This window comes from Jezberella montanilacus, assembly GCF_003003055.1.
Taxonomy (GTDB): Bacteria; Pseudomonadota; Gammaproteobacteria; order Burkholderiales; family Burkholderiaceae_B; genus Zwartia; species Zwartia montanilacus.
Map to the genome: position 1 here is coordinate 125,327 of NZ_PVTV01000015.1, position 15,176 is coordinate 140,502.

12 protein-coding genes are annotated in these 15,176 nt (G+C 49.9%); 6 read left to right on the forward strand and 6 right to left on the reverse strand.

The features are described from left to right. The first annotated feature begins 86 nt into the window (after nucleotides 1–86). Genes BCM14_RS11275 through BCM14_RS11285 form a run of 3 tightly spaced genes read left to right on the forward strand, consistent with a single transcriptional unit; the run spans nucleotide 87 to nucleotide 3,513 of the window. Nucleotides 87–1,283, forward strand: coding sequence for an MFS transporter (locus BCM14_RS11275; RefSeq protein ID WP_106228133.1), 1,197 nt, complete (start codon nucleotides 87–89; stop codon nucleotides 1,281–1,283). 32 nt (nucleotides 1,284–1,315) lie between these two features. Next, nucleotides 1,316–2,302 (forward strand): quinone oxidoreductase family protein, encoded by a 987-nt coding sequence (locus BCM14_RS11280; RefSeq protein WP_259673569.1) that lies wholly within the window; start codon nucleotides 1,316–1,318, stop codon nucleotides 2,300–2,302. An 11-nt stretch (nucleotides 2,303–2,313) separates the two neighbouring features. Then, complete coding sequence (locus BCM14_RS11285; protein WP_106228134.1) at nucleotides 2,314–3,513, forward strand: porin; 1,200 nt, start codon at nucleotides 2,314–2,316, stop codon at nucleotides 3,511–3,513. Nucleotide 3,514: 1 nt separating this feature from the next. Here the strand turns inward: BCM14_RS11285 and BCM14_RS11290 are convergent, their stop codons facing one another. Continuing rightward, on the reverse strand, nucleotides 3,515–4,720 hold the full coding sequence (locus BCM14_RS11290; protein ID WP_106228135.1) for an NADH:flavin oxidoreductase/NADH oxidase: 1,206 nt from the start codon (nucleotides 4,718–4,720) through the stop codon (nucleotides 3,515–3,517). Between the two features lie 186 nt (nucleotides 4,721–4,906). Here BCM14_RS11290 and BCM14_RS11295 point away from each other — a divergent pair, with 186 nt between their 5' ends. From BCM14_RS11295 to BCM14_RS11305, 3 genes are read left to right on the forward strand one after another with little or no spacing between them, the layout of a single operon-like run. After that, nucleotides 4,907–5,944 (forward strand): TRAP transporter substrate-binding protein, encoded by a 1,038-nt coding sequence (locus BCM14_RS11295; RefSeq protein WP_106228136.1) that lies wholly within the window; start codon nucleotides 4,907–4,909, stop codon nucleotides 5,942–5,944. Nucleotides 5,945–5,946: 2 nt separating this feature from the next. After that, complete coding sequence (locus tag BCM14_RS11300) at nucleotides 5,947–6,468, forward strand: TRAP transporter small permease (RefSeq protein ID WP_106228137.1); 522 nt, start codon at nucleotides 5,947–5,949, stop codon at nucleotides 6,466–6,468. 1 nt (nucleotide 6,469) lies between these two features. Further along, entirely contained in the window at nucleotides 6,470–7,753 is a 1,284-nt protein-coding gene (locus tag BCM14_RS11305) for a TRAP transporter large permease (protein ID WP_106228138.1), read from the forward strand. 7 nt (nucleotides 7,754–7,760) lie between these two features. Here the strand turns inward: BCM14_RS11305 and hppD are convergent, their stop codons facing one another. The 5 genes from hppD to BCM14_RS11330 all read right to left on the reverse strand — a co-directional run bounded on the left by hppD (nucleotide 7,761) and on the right by BCM14_RS11330 (nucleotide 15,110). Beyond that, nucleotides 7,761–8,840 carry a 4-hydroxyphenylpyruvate dioxygenase gene (gene hppD, locus BCM14_RS11310; protein ID WP_106228294.1) on the reverse strand — a complete coding sequence of 360 codons (1,080 nt, stop codon included), beginning with the start codon at nucleotides 8,838–8,840 and terminating at the stop codon, nucleotides 7,761–7,763. Between the two features lie 15 nt (nucleotides 8,841–8,855). Next, nucleotides 8,856–10,175 carry a fumarylacetoacetase gene (fahA, locus tag BCM14_RS11315; RefSeq protein WP_106228139.1) on the reverse strand — a complete coding sequence of 440 codons (1,320 nt, stop codon included), beginning with the start codon at nucleotides 10,173–10,175 and terminating at the stop codon, nucleotides 8,856–8,858. A gap of 3 nt (nucleotides 10,176–10,178) precedes the next feature. Next, a complete protein-coding gene (locus BCM14_RS11320) occupies nucleotides 10,179–10,715 on the reverse strand; it encodes a VOC family protein (RefSeq protein ID WP_106228295.1) in 537 nt (178 codons plus the stop codon). 149 nt (nucleotides 10,716–10,864) lie between these two features. Further along, entirely contained in the window at nucleotides 10,865–11,734 is an 870-nt protein-coding gene (locus tag BCM14_RS11325; RefSeq protein ID WP_106228140.1) for a response regulator transcription factor, read from the reverse strand. Continuing rightward, complete coding sequence (locus BCM14_RS11330) at nucleotides 11,727–15,110, reverse strand: hybrid sensor histidine kinase/response regulator (RefSeq protein ID WP_106228141.1); 3,384 nt, start codon at nucleotides 15,108–15,110, stop codon at nucleotides 11,727–11,729. The genes BCM14_RS11325 and BCM14_RS11330 overlap by 8 nt, the downstream gene beginning before the upstream one ends. Nucleotides 15,111–15,176: the final 66 nt, after the last annotated feature.

Genomic DNA, 15,176 nt, shown 5'->3' on the forward strand with positions numbered 1-15,176 from the left:
AATCAAGGCTGACCTTACCCGTTAGTGCGACAAGCAGGTAATATCGACTCGATTTACCTCAAAAAATTAAAAAAAATGGCTTGTTCATGACGACAAAACCTAAGCTGTTCAATAAAAACCTCGTGATGATGATCATCTGTCAAGGATTATTTCTAACGAACAACGTGACCTTCGCCGCTATTAACGGCCTGGTTGGCTTCTCGCTGACCCCTATTCCCTGGCTGGCCACGCTGCCGCTGATGGGCTATGTCGTGGGTGGCGCGCTGTCCACCAGTCTCGTGGCCAAAACTCAACGTCGATACGGGCGAAAAAAATCATTTCAATTCGGGATTATTGTTGCTGTCTTGTCTGCTTTATTGTGTGCTTTAGCCGTTAGTTTGCACAGCTTTGCACTCCTGATTACAGGCACTGTTGTTGCCGGCTATTACAACGCAAACGGTCAAATTTATCGCTTCGCGGCGCCTGAGCTGACTCATCCCAGCATGCGAGAAAAAGCGGTTTCATGGGTATTAGCGGGCGGCTTGATAGGGGGTGTGTTCGGCCCAGGCATGACCATCCTCACAAAGGACGCACTAAGCGTGCCCTTTATGGGCCCCTACTTAGCGCTATCAGTAATCGGCGTGGTGGCTTATTTGCTGATGCATCAGATTCACTTCCCGGACGACTCAAGAACAGAAGCACCTAAGAAGAGTGGTCGACCGCTTGCTGAGATAATCAGACAACCATTATTTATCGTCAGCGCACTCGGTGCATCCATGGGTTACGGGATCATGAATCTATTGATGGCGGCTACCCCACTAGCGATGGATGTTTGTGGCTTTCCGTTTTCAGATGCAGCGCTGGTCTTGCAGTGGCATGTCATTGGTATGTTTGCACCAGGATTTTTTACAGGATCATTGATCAAAAAATTCGGGGCAATCAAAATCATGACCGTCGGCTTAGGGCTCAACCTCCTCTGCATTGCTATTGCCCTCAGTGGGGTCGAGTTACATCACTTTTTAGCTGCTCTCTTCATGTTGGGGGTTGGTTGGAACTTCCTCTTCATTGGCAGCACGACACTTGTACTCAATGCCTACAAACCAGAAGAAAAAGACAAAGCTCAAGGTGCGATCAATTTTTGTGTCTTCGCCGTCATGGCGGTGACATCAATTAGCTCGGGCGCCCTGCTCACGACCAAGGGCTGGGATTGGATGAACTATGGATCGCTGATCCCTGTTGCACTGATTGGTCTTGGACTTGTCTGGCTTATTAGTCAATCTCGCAGCAACACCAAGTCTGTTTAAACAAATCTTATTCAATTTAAAGAGGTTAAATCATGTTGTCGCACTGGATGCACACCCGCGAAGGGAAAACCACGTTAGAGATGCGTACTGTTGACATCCCAAAACCTGGCCCCAAACAAGTACTCGTGCAACTGAAAGCGGCAAGCTTGAATCGTGGTGAATTTGTGGTCGGACATGGTCTGCACAAAGGCGATCAAGCCACTCAGATAGGGATGGAGGGTGCTGGGGTCATTGCCGCGCTGGGCGAAGACGTGCCGGACTTTGCTATTGGAGATAAAGTAATGGGCCGTTGCCGCGGGGCATTTGCGGAGTTTGCGTGCATGGACGCAAGAGAAGCCATGATCATCCCTGGTCAACTTTCTTTCGAAGAAGCCGCAAGCGCACCGCTGGCATTTTTAGTAGTACACGACATGGTCACGCTTCAGGGTGAACTGAAAGCGGGCGAGTGGCTACTCATCAATGGCGTGTCTTCAGGTGTTGGGGTTTGTGCTCTGCAATATGCAAAAGCGATAGGCGCCAAAGTCATCGGTACTTCGGGATCCCCAGAAAAATTAGCCCGTTTGCGCGATTATGGTTTGGATGTAGCCATCTGCACACGTCAACCGGATTTTGCTCAAGAAGTGATGACAGCAACGAACGGCCACGGAGCTGACCTCGTGATCAATACTGTCGGTGGCACTGTCTTTGCAGAAAGCGTTAGTTGTATGGCGTTTGAAGGACGTCTGGCCATGGTGGGTTATGTCGACAATACACTGACGGCGGCAATTGACCTTCAGGCACTGCATGCCAAGCGCCTGAAATTGTTTGGCGTATCGAACAAATTACGCACCCCCGATCAGAGAGCCCAGTTTCTGCCAGAGTTCAAGCGTGACATTATTCCGTTATTGGGCGATGGTCGGATTAAACCTTTGATCGATGCGGTCTTCCCGTTTGAAGAACTCGAGCACGCCAAACAGATGATGGAGACCAATGTGCACGTTGGAAAAATCATTATTCAAATGCCAAATAGCAATAAATAGTGAATAGAGTAATGATAAAAAAATACCTCATTACTGCGACAGCCCTGGCTTTGTTCAGCATCCAGTTATCAAGTAACGCTGAATCCTTGGTGACGATGTACGGCATTATTGATTCAGGTTTGGTTTACCAGAATCTGACCGGCAACGATACCTACAATGGCACAAGAGCTGGTCTGTCTAGCGGCACTCAAACCACTTCACGCTGGGGCATGAGAGGGACAGAAGATCTCGGTGATGGCTATTCACTTAATTTCGTGCTCGAGAGCAGTTTCGAGACCAATGATGGGGCGCTGCTGTCTGGTGGAAGAATGTTTGGTCTGCAGTCCTGGTTCGGGTTTGGGAAGCAAGACTTGGGGTATCTCAGATTTGGTCGCCAAAGTAGCTTCGCTCTCGAAAACTTTTTACCTATTGATCCGTTTCGAGGCGGATTTGGGCAAGCTCGGATGGCGATGGCCTTTGGATCATCGAACTCGAATACCAAGTACAGTAACTTGCTAAAAGCCATGATTGAGCCGGTCACTGGTTTGAAGTTAGGGGCGGGATATTCTTTCGCACCACAAATGAACACGACTTACTACAACGGGAGCGGGGTAACCTCAGCAACCGCTGCGGATTACAATTTCGACACCATGCACAACACGCGTCTGATCACGCTGGGCGCGAATTACACCAGTGGGCCACTAGTGTTGGCGGCCAGCTACGATCAAGTTATGCCGGATCCGAGCGCACCCGTGCCCGACGCACTCTCGCGGCCACCCAACATAAGAGAATGGATTCTCGGGGGTAAATACGATTTTGACTGGATCGCGTTATCGATCGCTTATGGACAAAACGCGGGCGGCACGATTAACAATCAAGCCGTGTCGGTCACCAGTAATGGCAAGGCCAGTCTCGATTCAGTTTCTTGGGGAGGTGGTCAAGCAACGATGATGTTTGACCCAAACATGAGCTACAACTCCTCTATGTTTGGTGCGACGATTCCGATCAATCAAAGATCCAAAGTTTTTACCTCTTGGACTCAAGCGCATAACACCGGCACCAGTAATGCTGCTGCGGGTGTTACGAGCCAAAACATTTTCAGCTTGGGCTACCAATACGACCTGTCCGCAAGAACTGATCTGTACGCAGCGACCTCATACGCAACCAATGCGGGCTTCGTTAATGGCGTCAACAGTTATATTTTGGTCAGTGGCATTCGCCATCGTTTCTAACTTAGGTTTGTGAGATCCCCGCGGCCCAGGTTGACGTGTTTTTGCCAAACCCACTGCCTGCGCGTTTTTCCAGCCAATAGGAGTAATTCGCCGGAATTGTTTTAAAGGCAGACTCATCGCCGAGTTTGTTTGCTGCATCAAAGGCCCAATGCGGATTGTTTAGCATCTCGCGCCCAATCGCTACCATATCCGCCTGCCCTTGCCGCAAAATCTTCTCTGCTTGATCGGCATGAATAATCAGACCCACCGCTTGTGTCATGATGCCCGCCTCTGCACGGATTTGCTGGGCGTAGGGAACCTGATAACCAAAACCTGGGCGGCTCGCACTTGCCATGACAGAGCCTTCTGACATTCCCCCGCTACTGCAATCAATCATATCGACGCCTTTTAACTTTAGCTCTCGGCAAAGCTTGACGCTGTCCTCAATCGACCAGCCTTGTTCATCCACCGCCGAAATACGATAAAACAGTGGTTTACCTTGTGGCCAAAGGAATCTGACGTGCTCAATCAGCTCCAGCGCAAAGCGCATTCGATTATTGAAAGACCCGCCATAGGCATCGGTTCTTTGATTCGCGTGTTCAGAACAGAACTGATGAACCAGATAGCCGTGCGCCCCGTGCACTTCAACAATATCAAGACCTGCTTTCTCAGCTCTGAGCACCGCCTGACCGAAGGTTTCGATCAACTCGTGAATCTCAGTCACTGACAACTCATGCGGCACTTGTGATTTGACCCCTGCTGCAATTGCGCTCGGCGCGATCAGCTCCCATTCTTCGCCGTGATCAACTCCTTTTTGTTCAGGTCCAAGTGGCAGGCGACCTTCCCATGGGACAGAGTTTCTTGCTTTGCGACCAGAATGTCCGAGCTGAATCCCGACAGTGGCACCTTGCGATTTGGCGAACTGGGCGATCTTGGCGATTGCTGGAATGAAATCATCCTTCCACAAGCCAGGGTCACGCGGCGTGGTGCAACCTCTGGGGTCAGCTTTGGTGGACTCAATCATGATGAGCCCCGCGCCGCCCAAGGCAAATTTTGCATAATGCGCAAAGTGCCAGTCAGACATGAAACCATGCTCAGCGGCATACGTGAGCATTGGGGACAACCCTATCCTGTTCTTAATTGTGACGTCTCTGATTGCTAGAGGAGAGAATAATTTTGTTTTCACTTTGTTTTGCCTCGCACCGATATTTTTTAGGATTCGTCCCATGCTTGAGTATCACAAATGGCGATGATCAAGGCAAGAAAGGTTTGCCAACGAGCCAACTAAGCTGGTTCGCAGATTGAAAAAGCAATAAAAAAACTAGCAGACAACCAGCAGGTTAGTCGTATATATTCGAAACAGGCGGAGCATCTCTAGCAATTAAATACTTAAAAAGCCCCCCAGGAGACGAACATGAGCAACTCATTCAAGCAAGATAACTCTTCTTTCATTGTTAACCGGCGTGACATTTTGCGCGCTGCTAGCGGGATGGCAGGCATACTTGCCTTCAGGCAAGCACCCGTTTTCGCACAAGCGCAGGCGCAGAAAATGGTGATTGCACACATGAATCCGTTACCTGAATCGGGTTCGGTATCGATGGATTTTCTCGCCAAAACATTAACCGAGCGATCCAAAGGTGAACTCGCAGTCGAGTTTCAAGGCGGCACGCTCTTGACCAAAGAAATTGATGTTATGAACGCGGTTAAAGCGGGCAATGTTGCAATCGGATCGCCTGCCGGCGGCGCTGCTACTTTGTTCCCAGAGATGGAGGCTTTCATGGTCTCCTATCTGATCAGCAATTACCAACAAGCCTACTCGATCCTGAACGGCAAAGTCGGTGAGCGTCTGGACAAGCTGTTTCAAGAGAAATACGGCGTCAAAGTCCTTTACTTCTACGACTATGGTTTCAGACACTTTTGGCTGAACAAAATGGCCATCACCCAACCGAAAGATCTTCGTGGGATCAAATTGCGGGTGCAACCGTCAAAGGTTTTTGCGGATTGCGTCAATAGTCTTGGTGCTGTTGCTGTCCCAATGCAGTGGAATGAAGTCATCACAGCTTCTCAACAGGGTGTGATTGACGGGGCCGACTTGCCTGTGGTGAATATGGTTCCGCTTAAAGCGTATGAGGTGTCGAAATACTTTTCGATGACTTACCATAACTACGGTGCGACCTTGGTTGGTATGAATGCTGGCTTATGGAACAAACTTCGCCCTGAGCAGCAAACCATGTTCATGGATGCCTCACGTGAAGCACAAGCGATGGTGAGAAAAAACACTGAAAGTGTAGACACCCTAGAGGCAGCGAAAAGAATACTGGAACCGCACGGCATGAAGGTCAACGCACCTGATCTGGGTCCTTTTAAAGCGGTGGCCCAACAAAAGCTGTGGCCCATGTATCAACAGAAATACGGCGCGCTGTGGGACGAAATCGTCGCCAGCAGTAAGTGATCATGGTCCGCTCAATTGCACTGATCCCCAAGTTCATCTTGGGGTTTCTGGTTCTGTCGGCCATATTCGTCATGCTGTGTGGTGTTTTTTTACGATACATCATGCTCCCCCTCACCGACTGGATGGATGTGGATCCCGTGAATTTCTTCTGGGTCGAAGAAGTCGGTGAACTGGCATTGACTTGGTTAGTCATGATCGGTGCAGCGCTTGGGGTTCGTGAAAATAGTCATTTTTATCTGTCTGTCTTCGTCCACACATTGCCGCCCCGTGTGCAAAAGGGCATGGCTATCTTTAATAACCTTCTGATTGCGGCCTTTGGCGGCTTAATTGCCTGGATCTGTTTTGGCTTAGCCATGATCAACAAAGATCTAGCCTCGCCGGCACTGGAAATGAGCCTGGGCCTTTTTTATATTTCGGCGACGGTGGGTGGAATGCTAATGGCGCTTCAAGCAGGGAGTTGCATCAAAGACGAGCTGTCTTCTGATCACGGCAAAGCAACAACCAACTTAACGCAGGGGCATTGATATGGTTTTGATTGTTATGGGGTTGGTTTTTGTAGCGGCGCTAGTTATTTCTCTGCCGATTGTCTTTTCGCTTGGCGCGTCAGCCATTGTGGGTTTGGTAATGGGCGGATATCCTCTTCAACAGCTTGGTTCAACTATTGTCAGCGCCTCGCAAAGCTGGGTATTGCTGGCCATACCGTCCTTTATTTTTGCTGGCAGCGTGATGGAAAGATGTGGCATGTCAAGTGCCCTGGTCGAGCTCGCCCGGGCGATGGTGGGTTGGTTGAGGGGCGGTCTTGGCATGTCGGTCATTGTGGTGTCTTATTTTTTCTCTGATATCTGCGGCTCAAAAATGGCAGAGGTATCTGCACTCAGCAGCGCCTTAGTTGAGCCGCTTAAAAAATCCGGTTACAGAGCGGAAGATGCGGCATCTCTGATAGCAGCAGGGACTGCAATGGGGATGCTGGTGCCGCCGGCAATCTTCATGATTGTGATCTCTGCAGTGACCAATCAGTCTGCGGTCACCTTGTTCCTGGCTGGATTCATCCCGGCGGCAACGATTGGCCTTTGCTTGTGCATTCTTGTGTTCATTCAAGCACATTTGTTAGGTTGGCCAAAGGATTCAAGGCCAAGTTTCAGCAGGTTATGGGCTTCGTTTAAAAAGGCTGCGGTACCTTTGGTGATCCCGATTGTGATTCTCGGTGGCTTTTACATCGGGGCCTTTACCGCGACCGAGGCAGGGGCAATTGTGGCGCTGTATTCCTTGCTGGCAGCAAAATTTTATTACCGCAACATCACCTGGAAAGAGATCGGTGTCATTGCCTACCAGAGCGGCATCATGACAGCGAGCGTGATCTTTCTTCTCGCAGTTGCCACAGTGTTTCAGTACATTCTCGGCGTGTCTGGGGTGCCTTTATTGTTTGCCAAAATTCTGGCACCGCTGGAGGCCTATCACTGGACTTTTCTCTTGGGCGTTGCTCTGATCACCATGGTCTTTGGGATGGTACTCGAAGGTTTACCCGCTGCTGTTGTATTGATCCCGGTTGTCTACCCCATTGCGGTCAAACTCGGTATCAATCCGATCCACTTTGACATTGTGCAGACTGCTGCCGTGGGTATTGGTCTATTTCTACCACCGATGGGAGTAGGTCTCTTGATGGCGTTGAAATTTGCGAATGTGGGAGTCGGCCAGCATTTCAAATACTACTGGCCTTACCTGCTCGCACTGTTCGCTGGCTTAATGTTGATCATTTGTATCCCTGAATTGACATTGGCGTTACCGAGGAGCGCTGGCTTTATCAAATAGCCTGTGTTTAATCAACAGTTAAGGCGCCGCGTCGGACTTGATCCCTTTCCATTGAGTCGAACAGCGCTTTAAAGTTACCTTCACCAAAGCCTTCATCTTTTTTGCGCTGAATAAATTCGAAGAACACCGGACCCAACAAGGTCTCGGAGAATATCTGCAACAGCAACCTGGGATCACCCTGTTCTGTTGAACCATCCAGCAAAATCCCGCGCGCCTGCAAGGCATCGACGGGTTCGCCATGACCAGGCAAACGCTCAGCCAGCATATCGTAATAGGTTTGCGAAGGTGCCGTCATCAGCGGGATTCCCGCCCGACGTAAGGCATCGACACTTTCAATCAGGTTGTCACAACGCAAGGCAATGTGTTGAATGCCTTCGCCATTAAATTTCATCAAAAACTCTTCGATCTGGCCGCCACCGCCTTTGCTTGATTCTTCGTTGAGCGGGATTCGGATCAGACCGTCGGGTGCGGTCATCGCTTTACTCGTCAACCCGGTGTACTCGCCCTTAATATCAAAATAGCGAATCTCTCTGAAGTTAAAGATTTTTTCATAGAAACCAGCCCAGAAATTCATACGACCGCGATAAACATTGTGCGTCAGATGATCGATCACCTTGAATCCATGCCCTGGCGGATGTCTGTCGACCTCCGGCAAAAACTCAAAATCGATATCGTAAATACTTTTGCCGTCTTCAAAACGATCTATTAAATACAGCGGCGCGCCGCCTATCCCTTTAATTGCCGGAAGCCTGAGCTCCATGGGACCTGTTGGAATTTCAATTGGTTGAGCCCCCAGCTCAAGCGCCCTTGCGTAGGCTCGGTGAGAGTCCTTGACGCGAAACGCTAAGGCGCACGCAGAGCTACCGTGCTCTGCCGAAAAGTAACCAGCAATACTTTTGGGCTCACGGTTAACGATAAAATTGATATCCCCCTGGCGATATAGCACGACATCTTTCGATCTGTGTTTAGCCACAAGTGAGAAGCCCATCAACTCGAAGATCCGTTCAAGTTTGTCTGCTTCAGGGGATGCGAACTCAACGAATTCGAAGCCACACAGGCCCATTGGATTATCGAATAGATCAGTCATCATTATCCTTTCGTATTAAATAACTCTTGCGGGTAAGACTTGCGCGGTGCACTGCCCAAACCCAATCCGAGCAAACCCAGCTCGCTGACACCAACCACGCAGCGTGACAGCGTCACCGTCTTCGAGAAACGTTCGGGTTTCACCGTTTGGCAAGATCACTGGTTTCTTACCCCCTTCCGTTATTTCAATGAGCGCACCCGCTTCGTCCGCAGTTGGTCCGGATAGGGTGCCGGTTCCGAACAAATCACCACCTTGCAGGTTGCAGCCGTTAACGGTGTGCTGCGTCACGAGTTGGGCTGCTGTCCAGTAGGCGTGGCGGTAATTAGACTGCGCTAATTTTGACGGGGCAATGCTTGCGTCTCGCATTGCTTGCGTCTGAATCAGAATGTCCAGTTCTATGTCGAGCGCACCCTGAGAATTGTTGTCTTCCGAGCTCAAGTAAGGCAGTGGCTGAGGGTCAGTCACTGGACGGGGTAGCGCTGCCCGATACGGCGCCAAAGCTTCTAGCGTCACTACCCACGGTGACACAGAAGTACAAAAACTTTTCGCAAGAAAGGGGCCAAGCGGTTGCGACTCCCAAACCTGAATATCGCGCGCTGACCAATCATTGAGCAAGCAAATTCCGAAAATATGATTTTCAGCGTCTTCGAGGGAGATAGCTTGCCCCATCGCATTACCGGTTCCGATGAAAATGCCCAATTCAAGTTCGAGATCGAGACGTTTACAAACCGATAAACTCGGACTCGTTGACCCTGGGGGAGAGGTCTGGCCCACTGGTCGATGAAAATTTTTGCCCGACACCACCACACTGGAAGCACGGCCGTGATAGCCGATGGGCAACCACTTGTAATTGGGCAGAAGCGGATTGTCTGGCCGAAACAGCTTTCCAACATTCGTCGCGTGTTCAATCGAAGTATAAAAATCGGTGTAATCCCCGATCTTGGCTGCAACGGCGTATTCAACCCTTGCTTGTGGGATCAAACAGGCTGCGATGGGCTGCTGATTTGCATAGCTTTGGCGGAGCATTTCTGAAAGTGCGAGTCTAAGCGCGGACCAAGCCGGCCGTCCCAGCCCCATTAGGGAATTCAAACCCTCGTGGCTCGCGGCAAGTAGCGCCTCTTGCACGATACCTGAGCATAAATGAGCTTGGGCTAAGGCAGCGAGATCAACGATCTGATCACCAATCGCCACACCAAGCCTGAAGGATTCGTTGCTCTGCAACCGGCGGAAGTTTGCAAAAGGAAGATTTTGAATCGGGAAGTCAGTGCCAGGGATATTCGCGCTCTCAACCCAACTCTTTAAATCGGCGTGGTGCGTTTCATTGATCGTGTTCATGCGTCAAGTCCTGTATGTACCGTCGTGCATCCAGGAGGCGTGCACGGGCGCCTTTTTTGTTTCTGCCCACTCTTCGAGCATGGTCCATTTAACGTCGTCGAGTTTTTGGTACATCGCACTTGTACCGCAGTCAAAAGCAAGTTCTAGTCGGTGTCCGCTGGGATCAAAAAAATAAATACTTTTAAAAATCGTGTGATCAACTGGACCCAGAACTTTGACACCATCACCTTCCAGTCTCGCCTTAGCCTCAATCAGCGCTTCAAAGGAATCCACCTTAAAAGCGAGGTGCTGTACCCATTCAGGGGTGTTGCGATCGCGATCCATCGGCTTTTGGGTTGGCAATTCGAAAAACGCCAAGATGTTGCCGCCCCCAGCATCGAGAAATACATGCATATAAGGATCAGGGGCTTTTGTCGACGGCACCTGATTTTCAGCAATCGCCAGAACAAACTTCATGTGAAGATGCCGTTCGTACCACTCAACGGTCTGCTTTGCATCGTTACAGCGGTAAGCAACGTGATGAACACCTTGAGTCAACATATTGATGCCTCCCATCTATTCGTCTTCGGGTTTGAGTCCCTGTTCAATCTGCTAAGTTACACCAAGTGCATTGCCTAGCGTTGCTTTTATTATTTAGAAATCTCTGATCGGCTAAATTTAGAACCTTGGTTGCACCTGCAACTAATCATTTATTTTGATAGGTGCGCGCCAATAGCAGCAGCCGCTGTTCGGGTTTCAACACCAAGCTTATCGAAGATATGTTCAAGATGTTTATTCACTGTGCGTGGGCTCATGCCGAGAATATCGGCAATATCCCGATTAGTTTTGCCCTTAGCCAGCCAAGATAGCACTTCGCTTTCCCGTCGAGTCAGGGATGCATTTTGCAAACGAGTCATATCCCCTGAGGGTAAATCGTGTTTGGCTAACAACAGCATGCTCTCGCCCAGACCAACTAAACCAAGATTGCGAAACGATAAATCGGGATAACCAGGCAAACTGAGTTGCTCTGCGTTTGACGCGAGTATTGACAGCCACTGTTCTGATGTGAAATCACGGGTCAACCATTGTTTTGCTTGCGGAGATTGCCAGGCAACCCGGCCTTGAGAATCAATCACAACGACCCCAAAACCAGCAATATCCACCGCGTCGCGGGCAAGCCTCACCTCTTTTGCGTTACGGATATGCGTTTGTAGTCTTGCCAAAGCTTCTTCGACTTTAATGGGTTTGACGACGTAATCGACTCCACCACTTTCAAACGCTTGCACAATATGCTGAGTCTCAGACAGTCCGGTCATGAAGATGACAGGCAAATGAGCTAGTACCGGATTGGCTTTAATCTGAACACAAGTTTCAAACCCGGACAGACCCGGCATGACGGCATCAAGTAAGACTGCATCGACTGATACCAATTTAAGCCGGTCTAAAGCGGTTGCACCATCAAGCGCGACGACGACGCTGTAACCGGCTTGCTCAAGTGCTTCATACAGCATACCAAGACTGCGTGGATCATCATCAACAATCAAGACGACTGAGCGCGACGTTACATTACTCTCATTCATGGCTATCAGCCCTGGTCAATTCAATTAACTGCTGAAACTCAAATTGAGTCACTTTTGTTCTGAGTGTCTCGCAAAGCGCCCGGTGACTAGGATATTGTGTAGCAAATTGTTCTAACTCATCTAATAGCCCTTGCACATGGCCCATATGCAGTAACGAGGAGAGACGTCCGCGCAACGCTTGCGGGATATGTTCGGTGCCAAGTCCAGCGTCTGCCTGATCATGTGCGACAGGCGGGGCTATCCCGCTAAGACCGGCGCTGATCCATTTAATGTCGAGAAATTGTCCCAACACACTTAAGAGCTCAGATTCGAGAACAGGTTTCCCAACGAAGGCTTGACATTGAGCGCTTGCTATTTTGGCCGGTTGGTTATCAAACAAATTTGCGGAAACCAGGATGATCGGCAAATCCAGATAGCCCGCATCTCGGATTGCCCGAGCCGTTTCCCAGCCGTCCATTTCATCCATGGAGATATCCAACAGGACAGCGTTGGGCACCTCTACTTCCAGGCTGTCAAGGCACTCGCTACCACTGGCCGCTTCATTGACAGTAAAGCCTAACGGACGTAGCAAAGCCGCCAACATTTGTCTCTGATCAGGCTGATCGTCAACCGCCAGCAGCGTTAAGCGGCTACCTTCATAGCCAGTGACATGGCCAACCGTTTGCACGAGTGATCCGGGATCATCGACTTTCGGCAGGTAGAGTCGAACACAAAAGGAGCTGCCGAAATCTTGCTTGCTCTCCATGGATAACTCACCACCCATCATGGCAGTGAGTAAACCCGTAATCGTCAGGCCCAAACCAGTACCGGGCTCACCCCTTCTTCTAGCAGCTCCACCGCGCTCAAAAGGCAAAAAGATACGTTGCTGATCTTGAGGAGCCACACCCACGCCTGTATCAATGACATAAAACATCAATACTTCAGCATGTGCATCCACGCGCAGGGTCACGCTGCCTGTATCAGTGAATTTGATTGCGTTACCCAACAAATTGATCAGCACTTGCGTCAAGCGCTTGGCATCGCCTTTTACCCATTCGGGCAAAACGCCTATCACTTCATAATTAAACAGCAGACCTCTGGCAGTAGCCTGCGGCTCAATCATGTGAACAATTTCATCCAAAAGCGATCTCAGTGGCATAGGCGCTGTCTCCAGCCTAAGTCGGCCCGATTCGATATGGGCCAGATCCAGAAGATCGTCGACCAGAGAAGCCATATGCAACCCGCTGCGCTGGATAGTTTTAAGCGCATCCACCTGCTTACGGTCTTTGAGTTCGGTTTTCAAGAGAATCTGCAAATAGCCAAGGATGCTGTTGAGCGGGGTACGCAACTCATGCGTCATACCCGCGACGTATCTGGTTTTAGCTCGATTGGCGTTCTCTGCTGCTTCTTTGGCCACTTGCAAAGCGGCATCAATTCTTCTTAAGGCTTCAACCTCTCGTTGCAGCAAACGACTTTGCGCGTTTGACTCATCTTGAGCTAACTGACGACTTTCGTTAATCAAAACGACCCACCAACTGCATACCGCAATAACCAAAATCATCATCGCGAATATTTTCGTAAACGCGTCGATATGGTCGGCGTAAGGAATCGTGTCAGTACCGCCCTCTTGAGTCAGCGCAATGGCCATCACCGTCGCCAAGACAAACGCAAGTGACAAGAAGACAATTAAAAACCTGCCAGCCCTCGATTTAAAGCGCTCTGAAATGTAAGCTGGCAAGACGAGTGTCATCCAACCCGCAAACTGTTCGTCGATGCGAGAGTTTTCTTTGCACATATCGTGACAACGGGAGTCCAGCGTGCAACAGAGTGAACAAATGGGGGCGCCGTAAGCCGGACAATGTGTCATGTCCGGCGCTTCAAAGTGATTTTCGCAGACACTGCACTGCAGGATCTTTCCCGCGGTTGAAATATCAGAAGCCCGCCTTGCCAGATACCATTTGCCCTTGGTGAGCCAGGCAATCACAGGTGACAGTAAAAACGAGGCACATAAGGCGATAAACGGAGAGAAGGCACGGGCCACATCGCCGAAGAGGCCACCGTACGCAGCCAACGCCACCCCAGCAGAAATAATCGTTGCCCCGAGTCCGACCGGATTGATATCGTATAAATGCGCTCGCTTGAATTCGATCCCTTTGGGCGATAATCCGAGCGGCTTATTCACAACAAGATCAGCGACAATCGCGCCAATCCAGGCGATAGCAATATTGCTGTACAAGCCAAGCACTTGTTCAAGCGCTTTAAACACGCCCAAGGTCATCAGCAAAGTAGCGATCGTTACGTTAAATACTAGCCAAACCACCCTGCCTGGATGGCTGTGCGTGACTCGGGCAAAAAAGTTTGACCAAGCCAGCGAGCCTGCGTAGGCGTTGGTGACGTTAATCTTTACTTGAGACAAAATGACAAAGAGAGCGGTGATTGCAACGACCCAGGCAGGATCTCTAAAGACATAGGCAAAGCCGGCCAAGTACATGCGAGTGGGTTCGCTCGCATATTCGGTTGATAGTTGCTGTTGCAAAACAAGAAACGCCAAAAACCCGCCACCCAACATCTTTGCTGCACCGGGAACAATCCAGCCTGGTCCTGCCAGTGTTACGGCTGCCCACCACCGAAATCGATTTTCTTTGGTTTTTTCGGGCAAAAATCTGAGGTAATCGACCTGTTCGCCGATCTGCACGACTAAAGAACAGGCAACGGTAAAAGCAGAGCCGAACATCAACCAACCAAATTCGCTTGTTCCAGATAGCCGCCCACTCAGCCCCGTAAATTCGATAAATGCCCCGGGATCTTTAATCCCGATCGCCACATAGGGACAGACAAGCAACACCAGCCATAGCAGTTGAGTCCAAAGTTGTAAGCGAGAAATCAAAGTGATGCCTCGCAACACCAGTGGGATAATCACCAAAGCACTTAATACGTAACAAAGCGATATCGGCCAATCAAGATAAAGCTTGAGTGCGAGCGCCATAATCGCCGCCTCTAGCGCAAAGAAAATAAAAGTAAATGCCGCGTATATCAAAGACGTGATGGTGGAACCAACATAGCCAAAACCCGCACCTCGCGTCAGTAAATCGATATCTACGCCGAAACGTGCCGCAAAGTAGCTAATTGGAAAACCTGTAAAAAACGCAACCAGCGCCACGGCAAAAATAGCCCACATGGCGTTTGAAAAACCATAATTAAGCACCATCACGGCGCCAATCGCCTCGAGGGCGAGAAATGAAACGCCTCCCAGCGCTGTATTGGCAACCTTCCATTCGGACCATTTCCGAAAAGAAACCGGTGTGTAGCGCAAAGCAAAATCCTCTAGGGACTCGTCTGCCACCCAACTGTTGTAGTCACGTCTGATGCGAATGATTTTTTGATTCGCGCTAGTCATTGTTCAAACCTTAGTTAAGTCTCGGTATAGCTAAGCACAAAACATGCCAAGTCAATGGTTACGCCT